The organism is Azospirillum brasilense (assembly GCF_003349955.1).
Classification (GTDB): domain Bacteria; phylum Pseudomonadota; class Alphaproteobacteria; order Azospirillales; family Azospirillaceae; genus Azospirillum; species Azospirillum brasilense_B.
The window spans coordinates 1-8,002 of the sequence record NZ_QLKQ01000145.1 but is presented as its reverse complement, the minus strand read 5'-3'; the positions used below and the strand labels follow the sequence as shown (position 1 = coordinate 8,002).

At 69.9% G+C, this 8,002-nt stretch carries 7 protein-coding genes; all 7 read right to left on the bottom strand.

Annotation, left to right across the window (positions count from 1 at the left end):
• Window positions 1–517: NAD(P)/FAD-dependent oxidoreductase (locus DXK32_RS31495; protein ID WP_162801440.1), on the bottom strand; the 517-nt coding region annotated here is incomplete at its 3' end.
• 61 nt (window positions 518–578) lie between these two features.
• Entirely contained in the window at window positions 579–1,406 is an 828-nt protein-coding gene (locus tag DXK32_RS31490) for a universal stress protein (protein WP_114862095.1), read from the bottom strand.
• Between the two features lie 31 nt (window positions 1,407–1,437).
• Window positions 1,438–2,337 (bottom strand): hydroxymethylglutaryl-CoA lyase, encoded by a 900-nt coding sequence (locus DXK32_RS31485; protein WP_114862094.1) that lies wholly within the window; start codon window positions 2,335–2,337, stop codon window positions 1,438–1,440.
• A gap of 2 nt (window positions 2,338–2,339) precedes the next feature.
• Window positions 2,340–4,343: an acetyl/propionyl/methylcrotonyl-CoA carboxylase subunit alpha gene (locus DXK32_RS31480; protein WP_114862096.1), complete on the bottom strand. Its 2,004-nt coding sequence runs from the start codon at window positions 4,341–4,343 to the stop codon at window positions 2,340–2,342.
• 20 nt (window positions 4,344–4,363) lie between these two features.
• The gene (locus tag DXK32_RS31475) at window positions 4,364–5,146 is read right to left on the bottom strand and encodes an enoyl-CoA hydratase/isomerase family protein (protein ID WP_114862093.1); all 783 of its coding nucleotides are present in this window, start codon (window positions 5,144–5,146) and stop codon (window positions 4,364–4,366) included.
• A 17-nt stretch (window positions 5,147–5,163) separates the two neighbouring features.
• Window positions 5,164–6,771 carry a carboxyl transferase domain-containing protein gene (locus DXK32_RS31470; protein WP_114862092.1) on the bottom strand — a complete coding sequence of 536 codons (1,608 nt, stop codon included), beginning with the start codon at window positions 6,769–6,771 and terminating at the stop codon, window positions 5,164–5,166.
• A 28-nt stretch (window positions 6,772–6,799) separates the two neighbouring features.
• Window positions 6,800–7,933, bottom strand: coding sequence for an acyl-CoA dehydrogenase (locus DXK32_RS31465; RefSeq protein WP_114862091.1), 1,134 nt, complete (start codon window positions 7,931–7,933; stop codon window positions 6,800–6,802).
• Window positions 7,934–8,002: the final 69 nt, after the last annotated feature.

Sequence of the window (8,002 nt, the reverse complement as noted above, 5' to 3'; positions counted from 1 at the left end):
TGTAGTTGGCGGTCCGCTCGCCGTCCTTGCCGATGCCCATGTCGCCGGTGGCCACCCCCTTGACCGCACCGGTGTCGTCGTAGAGCACCTCGGCCGCGGCGAAGCCTGGGTAGATCTCCACGCCCAGTTCCTCGGCCTGCCCGGCCATCCAGCGGGCGAGGTTGCCCAGCGAGATGATGTAGTTGCCGTGATTGTGCATCTGCGGCGGGGCGAAGGGCGACTTCAGCGCCTTGGTCTCGGTGAGGAAGAGGAAGCGGTCCTCGCGGGCCGGGGTGGTGAGCGGCGCGCCCTTCTCCTTCCAGTCGGGGATCAGCTCGTCCAGCGCGTGCGGCTCGAACACCGCGCCGGAGAGCAGGTGGGCGCCGACCTCCGAGCCCTTCTCCACGACGCAGACCGACAGTTCCTGGCCCGCCTCGTTGGCGAGCTGTTTCAGGCGGATGGCCGCGCTCAGGCCCGACGGGCCGGCTCCGACGACAAGGACGTCGTACTCCATCACCTCGCGCGGATCGCGAGCCATCTCGTCAGCCATTTCTTCTTCTTTCCTTGTTTCGTGCGAACAACGTTTCGGGCGAACACACTCAGTGCGACAACAGAACGGGAAGGGTCATCTGGCGCAGAATCTGGCGGGTGTTGCTGCCCCGCCCGAACAGCGGGAACAGCGAGCCGCCATAGCCGCCGAAGCCGCCCATCACCAGAAGATCGGCGCCATGGTCCGACGCGCGCGACAGCACGGCGTCCATGGGGGTCATGCTGGCGATGGTCATGCGTTCCTGCGTGGCCGTCACGCCATGGCTCGCCAGATGCTCCAGGATGTCGACCTGCGGGACGTTGCCGCCCCCCTCCGCCCGCGGCTGGGTGTGGAAGGCGAGCAGAAGCACGGAACTCGCCTGCTTCAGCAGCGGCAGCGCGTCGTTGACGGCGCGCGCGGCCTCGCGGCTGCCATTCCAGGCGATCACCGGGCGGTCGGCGAACTGCGGGTAGCTGCCGCTGTGCGGCACGACCAGGATCGGGCGCCCGGCGTTCAGCACCACCTCCTCGAGCAGATCCGCCGGGACGCGGCTGTCCTCCGGGTCGTGCTGGCCGAAGACGGCGAGGTCGACGTAGCGCGAGCAGATCACCGTCTCGGCGATGACATGGCCGTATTCGCCGTGGCCGAGCTGCCACCAGCGCGTCGTCACGCCGGCCTCGCGGGCCTTCTCCTCGAACATTTCCCGCGCCCGCTGCGCCGCCTGGGTCAGCGCCGGGCCGGCCTTGCGCGTGACGATGCCGGCGCCGGAGCTGTCGCTCTGCGCGAACAGGCCGGTCAGCGTGGCGCCATGCTTCTGCGCCAGGGTCAGGGCGACGGTCAGCCGCTCCCCGCAGCGGTCGCTGTCGTCCACATGCACCAGCAGGTTCGTGAAGCTCATGGCGCCCTTCCCTTCCCTCTTTCCCCGTGTTTTACGCACATCCCCGCGCGCGGGCGACCTTCGAGGCGGTCGGGCGGCCAATGGCATCGCTGATATAAGCGCCAGCCGCCACCAGCCGGTCGAGGTCCACCCCCGTTTCGACGCCCAGCCCGTTCAGCATGTAGAGCACGTCCTCGCTCGCCACGTTGCCCGACGCCCCCTTGGCGTAGGGGCAGCCACCGAGCCCGGCGACCGAGCTGTCCACCACCGCCACGCCCATCTCCAGCGTCGCCAGGATGTTGGCAAGCGCCTGCCCATAGGTGTCGTGGAAATGCACCGCCAGGCGCTCCATCGGCACGCGTTCCGCCACCGCCGCGATCATCGCCTGGGCCTTGGCCGGCGTGCCGGTGCCGATGGTGTCGCCGAGCGAGACCTCGTAGCAGCCCATCTCCAGCAGCCGCCCGGCCACCTCGGCCACCGCCGCCGGCGCGATCTCGCCCTCGTAGGGGCAGCCGAGCACGCAGGAGACGTAGCCGCGCACCGGCACGCCCCGGGCCTTCGCCTGCTCCAGGACCGGGACGAAGCGGTCCAGACTTTCGGCAATGGAGCAGTTGATGTTTTTCTGGCTGAAGCTCTCCGACGCGGCGGCGAAGACCGCCACCTCGTCGGCGCGGGCGGCGAGCGCGCCCTCCAGCCCCTTGGCGTTCGGGGTGAGGGCGACGTAGCGCACGCCGTCCTTGCGCCGGATGCCGGCGAAGACGTCCGGCGTGTCGGCCATCTGAGGGACCCATTTGGGCGACACGAAGCTGCCGGCCTCGATGGCGGTCAGCCCGGCCTCGGTCAGCCGGTCGACCAGACCGATCTTCACGGCCGTCGGGACGATCTGCTTTTCGTTCTGGAGGCCGTCGCGTGGGCCGACCTCCACCATGCGGACGCTCTTCGGCAGGCGCATGCTCATCCCTCCGCCACGTCGAGGACCAGCAGGTCCACGCCTTCGGACACCTGATCGCCCGCCGCGAAGTTGACGGCGCTGACCGTGCCGGCGGCGGGGGCCTTGATGGTGTGCTCCATCTTCATCGCTTCCAGAAGCATCAGCGGAGCGCCCGCCTCCACCGTCTGGCCGGGCTCGACCAGCACGCGGACGACGGTGCCCGGCATCGGCGCGGTGAGGCGGCCGGAGCCGCCCTCCTGCTCCGCGGCGCGGGCGGTCGGGTCGTCCAGATGCAGCCGCCACACCGATCCGTCCGACAGGATGGTCAGGTCCAGCCCCTGGCAGACCACCGTGGCGCGGGTGCGCACCGCGTCGATGGTGGCGGTCAGCGTGTCGCCGTCGAGCGTCACCCGCTCCGCCCGGATGGCCGGGCGGCCCTCCACCGCGATCTCGTAACCGTCGGGGCGGAAATGCAGGGTCAGGCCGCGCGGCGTGTCGCCGTCGAGCAGGCGCAGGTCGTGGTGGTTGTCGTCGTTGAGGCGCCAGCCGCTGGCCGACAGCCAGGGCGACCAGGGGTCGGACGCGGCGCGGCGGGCCTTGCGGGCATCGGCGTTGCGGCGGAGCAGCACGCTGAGCGCCGCGATGGCCAGCCCGCGGTCCGGCACCGGGGCTGGCGGGGGCAACAGGTCGGCGCGGTGCCGCTCGATGAAGCCGGTGTCGATCTCCACCGCGCGGAAGGCCGGATGGCCGGCGATGGCGCCGAGGAAGGCCACGTTGGTGGTCACCCCGACCACCTCGTAGGCGGCGAGCGCCACCCGCAGGCGTCGCAACGCGGCGTCGCGGTCCTCGTCCCAGACGATCAGCTTGGCGATCATCGGGTCGTAGAACATGGTGACCTCGTCGCCTTCGCGGACGCCGGTGTCGACGCGGACATGCTCGTTCTCGGCGGGCGGGCGCAGGCGGACCAGCTTGCCGATGGCCGGCAGGAACTCGCGCTGCGGGTCCTCCGCGTAGAGGCGCGCCTCGAAGGCGTGGCCGCGGCGGGTGAGCTGGTCCTGCATCAGCGGCAGCGTGCCGCCGGCGGCGACGCGCAGCTGCCACTCCACGAGGTCCTGGCCAGTGATCTTCTCGGTCACCGGATGCTCCACCTGAAGGCGGGTGTTCATCTCGATGAAGTAGAAGCCGCCGTCCTCGTAGAGGAACTCCACGGTGCCGGCGCCGACATAGTTCACCGCCTTGGCGGCGGCCACCGCGGCCTCGCCCATGCGGCGGCGCAGGTCGTCGGGCAGCGCCGGGGCCGGGGCCTCCTCGATCACCTTCTGGTGGCGGCGCTGGATCGAGCAGTCGCGCTCGAACAGATAGACGCCGTTGCCGTGGGTGTCGCAGAAGACCTGAATTTCCACATGGCGTGGGCGGCCCAGATACTTCTCCAGAAGCACGCTGTCGTCGCCGAAGGCGGCCTTGGCCTCGCGCTTGGCGCCGGCCACCGCGTCGGCGAACTCGCCAGGGGCGCGGACCACGCGCATGCCCTTGCCGCCGCCGCCCGCCGAGGCCTTGACCAGCACCGGATAGCCGATGCGCTCGGCTTCCGCGCTCAGCGTCTCCAGGTCCTGGGCCTCGCCGTGGAAGCCGGGGACGAGCGGCACGTCAGCCTGGGACATCACGCGCTTGGATTCCGCCTTGGAACCCATGACGCGGATGGCCTCGATCGGCGGGCCGATGAAGACCACGCCGGCCTCGGCGCAGGCCGCCGCGAAGCCGGCGTTCTCCGACAGGAAGCCGTAGCCGGGATGGATGGCCTGGGCGCCGGTGCGCTTCGCGACCTCAAGGATCGCGTCGCCGCGCAGGTAGCTCTCGCCGACCGGCGCCGGGCCGATGCAGACGGCCTCGTCGGCCATCTCCACATGCATGGCGCGGGCGTCGGCTTCCGAGTACACGGCGACGGTGCGGATGCCCATGCGGCGGGCGGTGCGGATGACGCGGCAGGCGATCTCGCCACGGTTCGCGATCAGAATCTTGTCGAACATGTCGGTCACAACCATGGGCCTCAGCTCCGCCACGCCGGTTCGCGTTTCTCCAGGAAGGCGCCGACGCCCTCCCTCCCCTCGTCGCTCGCGCGCTGGCGGGCGATGCGCTCCGCCGTGTCGCGGACCAGCGCGTCGTCCAGCGGACGGCGCGCCACGGCGCGGATCAACTCCTTCGCCGCGGTCTGGGAGGCCGGGCCGCAGTGCAGCAGGTTGCGCACCATCACCTCCACCGCCGCATCCAGCTCCGTCGCCTCCACGGTCTGGTGCAGCAGGCCGAGACGCAGCGCCTCGGCGGCGGAGAAGCGCTCCGCCGTCAGGAAGTAGCGGCGGCAGGCGCGTTCGCCCATCGCGGCGACGACGTAGGGGCTGATGACCGCTGGGATCAGGCCCAGCCGCACTTCGGTCAGGGCGAAGCTGGCGGTCTCGGCGGCGATGGCGATGTCGCAGGCGGCGACCAGCCCCACCCCGCCGCCGAAGGCCGGCCCCTGCACCACGGCGATGGTCGGCTTCGGGCATTCGTCCAGCGTGCGCAGCATGGTGGCGAGGCCCATGGCGTCCTCGACGTTCTCGCCATGGCTGTAACCCGCCATCCTTTTCATCCAGCCGAGGTCGGCCCCGGCGGAGAAGCTTTTGCCAGCGCCGCGCAGCAGGATGGCGCGGACGTCCGGGTTCGATCCCAGCCTGAGGACGGCGTCGGTCAGATCGGCGATGACCCGCTCGTTGAAGGCGTTGTGCACCTCCGCCCGGTTCATCGTGACGGCGGCGACGCCGCTGGCGGCGATGTCGATCAGAATGTCGCTCATGCTCGTCGTTCCCCCGCTCACATCCGGAACACGCCGAAGGTGGTCTTCTCGACCGGGGCGTTCAGCGACGCCGACAGGCCGAGGCCGAGCACCATGCGGGTGTCCGCCGGGTCGATGATGCCGTCGTCCCACAGCCGGGCGGAGGCGTAGTAGGGATGGCCCTGGTCTTCGTACTGCTGGCGGATGGGGGCCTTGAACGCCTCCTCCTCCTCCGGCGCCCAGCTCCTGCCCTGGGATTCCATGGCGTCGCGCCGGACCTGGGCGAGCACGCCCGCCGCCTGCTCCCCGCCCATCACGGAGATGCGCGAGTTCGGCCACATCCACAGGAAGCGCGGGGAGTAGGCGCGCCCGCACATGCCGTAGTTGCCGGCGCCATAGCTGCCGCCGATGATGACGGTGAATTTCGGCACCTTGGCGCAGGCGACGGCGGTGACCAGCTTCGCGCCGTCCTTGGCGATGCCGCCCGCCTCGTACTTCCGCCCGACCATGAAGCCGGTGATGTTCTGCAGGAAGACCAGCGGAATGCCGCGCTGGCAGCACAGCTCCACGAAATGCGCGCCCTTCAGGGCGGATTCGCTGAACAGGATGCCGTTGTTGGCGATGATGCCGACCGGATAGCCGAAGATGTGGGCGAAGCCGCAGACCAGCGTCGTGCCGTAGAGCGGCTTGAACTCGTCCAGCACCGAGCCGTCGACCACGCGGGCGATGACCTCGCGCACGTCGAAGGGCTTGCGTGGGTCGCTGGGGATCACGCCGTAGAGTTCGCGCGGGTCGTAGGCCGGCTCCTGCGGCTCGCGCAGGTCCATGTCGATGCGCTTGCTGCGGTTCAGGTTCGACACGACCTTGCGCGCCATGGCGAGCGCGTGGGCGTCGTTCATCGCGTAATGGTCGGTCACGCCGGAGGTGCGGGAATGCACGTCCGCCCCGCCGAGGTCCTCCGCCGACACCACCTCGCCGGTCGCCGCCTTCACCAGCGGCGGGCCGCCGAGGAAGATGGTGCCCTGGTTGCGCACGATGATCGCCTCGTCCGACATGGCGGGCACATAGGCGCCGCCAGCCGTGCAGCTTCCCATCACCACGGCGATCTGCGGGATGCCCTGCGCGGACATGTTGGCCTGATTGAAGAAGATGCGGCCGAAATGGTCGCGGTCGGGGAACACCTCGTCCTGGTTCGGCAGGTTGGCGCCGCCGCTGTCCACAAGGTAGATGCAGGGCAGGTTGTTCTGCTGAGCCACTTCCTGGGCGCGCAGGTGCTTCTTCACCGTCAGGGGGAAGTAGGTGCCGCCCTTCACAGTGGCGTCGTTGACGACCACCATGCATTCCTGCCCGGCCACGCTGCCGATGCCGGTGATGATGCCCGCCGCCGGAATGTCGTCGTCATAGACCTTGTAGGCGGCCATCTGCGACAGTTCCAGGAAGGGCGATCCCACGTCGAGGAGCTGGCGGATGCGCTCGCGCGGCAGCAGCTTGCCGCGGGACAGGTGCTTGTCGCGGGCCTTCGCGCCGCCGCCCTGTTTGATGGCGCCCACCTTCTCGCGCAGGTCGGCGACCAGGGCGGACATGGCGTCGGCGTTCGTCTGGAACTCGGCGGAGCGCGGGTTCAGGGCGCTCTTCAGGACGGTCATGGCCGTCGTCCTCCCGTCTCTTCTTGTTCTACTGCATCAGGGCGCGGCTGATGACCAGCCGCTGGATGTCGCTCGTGCCCTCATAGATCTGGCAGACGCGCACGTCTCTATAAATGCGCTCCACCGGGAAATCGTTCAGATAGCCGTAGCCGCCATGGATCTGGATGGCGTCGGAGCAGACGCGCTCGGCGATCTCCGAGGCGAACAGCTTCGCCATGGCCGCCTCCTTCAAGCAGGGCTCACCGGCGTCGCGGAGGCTCGCGGCGTGCAGGACGAGCTGGCGCGCGGCTTCCACCTTCGTCGCCATGTCGGCCAGCCGGAAGGCCACCGCCTGATGCTGGATGATCGGCACGCCCATGCTCTGGCGCTCCTGGGCGTAGCGGGTGGCGTGGTCGAGCGCGGAGCGCGCCATGCCCACCGACTGAGAGGCGATGCCGATGCGCCCGCCCTCCAGGTTGGCGAGCGCCACCCGGTAGCCGCCGCCCTCCGCGCCCAGCATCAGGTCGGCGGGGATGCGGCAGTCCTCCAGCACAATCTGGCAGGTGTCGGAACAGCTCTGGCCGAGCTTCTCCTCGACCCGCGCGACCTGGAAGCCGGGGGTGTCGGTCGGCACGATGAAGGCGGTGATGCCCTTCTTGCCGGCCTCGGGATCGCTGACCGCGAAGACGATGGCGACGTCGGCGTTTTTTCCCGAGGTGATGAACTGCTTGGTGCCGTTGAGGACCCAGTGGTTGCCGTCGCGGCGCGCGCGGGTCTTGATGGCGGCGGCGTCGGACCCCGCCTGCGGCTCGGTCAGGCAGAAGCAGCCGAGCTGCTCGCCGCGGGCCATCGGCTTCAGGAAGCGCTCCTTCTGCTCGGCGCTGCCGAACTTCAGGATCGGCATGCAGCCGACGGAGTTGTGCACGCTCATGATGGTGGAAATGGCGCCGTCGCCCGCCGCGATCTCCTCGATGGCGAGCGCGTAGGCGATGTGGTCGGTGCCGGCGCCGTCGAACTCCTCCGGCACCAGCATGCCCATCAGGCCGAGCCGGCCCATCTCGGCCAGCTCCTCCTTGGGGAAGGCGCCGGTGCGGTCGCGCTCGGCGGCGGTGGGCGCCAGCCGCTCCGCCGCGAAGTCCCGCGCCATGTCGCGCACCATCCGCTGCTCTTCCGTCAGCCGCATTGCTGTCCCTCCCGAATGTGTATTGCCCCCACCCCGGCCCTCCCCCGCTTCGCAGGGGAGGGAGATTGG

Bases quoted from the DNA above. Each gene is read 5' to 3' on its own strand.
- DXK32_RS31465 (WP_114862091.1), bottom strand. From the start codon at position 7,933: ATGCGGCTGACGGAAGAGCAGCGGATGGTGCGCGACATGGCGCGGGAC.
- DXK32_RS31480 (WP_114862096.1), bottom strand. From the start codon at position 4,343: ATGTTCGACAAGATTCTGATCGCGAACCGTGGCGAGATCGCCTGCCGC.
- DXK32_RS31485 (WP_114862094.1), bottom strand. From the start codon at position 2,337: ATGCGCCTGCCGAAGAGCGTCCGCATGGTGGAGGTCGGCCCACGCGAC.
- DXK32_RS31470 (WP_114862092.1), bottom strand. From the start codon at position 6,771: ATGACCGTCCTGAAGAGCGCCCTGAACCCGCGCTCCGCCGAGTTCCAG.
- DXK32_RS31490 (WP_114862095.1), bottom strand. From the start codon at position 1,406: ATGAGCTTCACGAACCTGCTGGTGCATGTGGACGACAGCGACCGCTGC.
- DXK32_RS31475 (WP_114862093.1), bottom strand. From the start codon at position 5,146: ATGAGCGACATTCTGATCGACATCGCCGCCAGCGGCGTCGCCGCCGTC.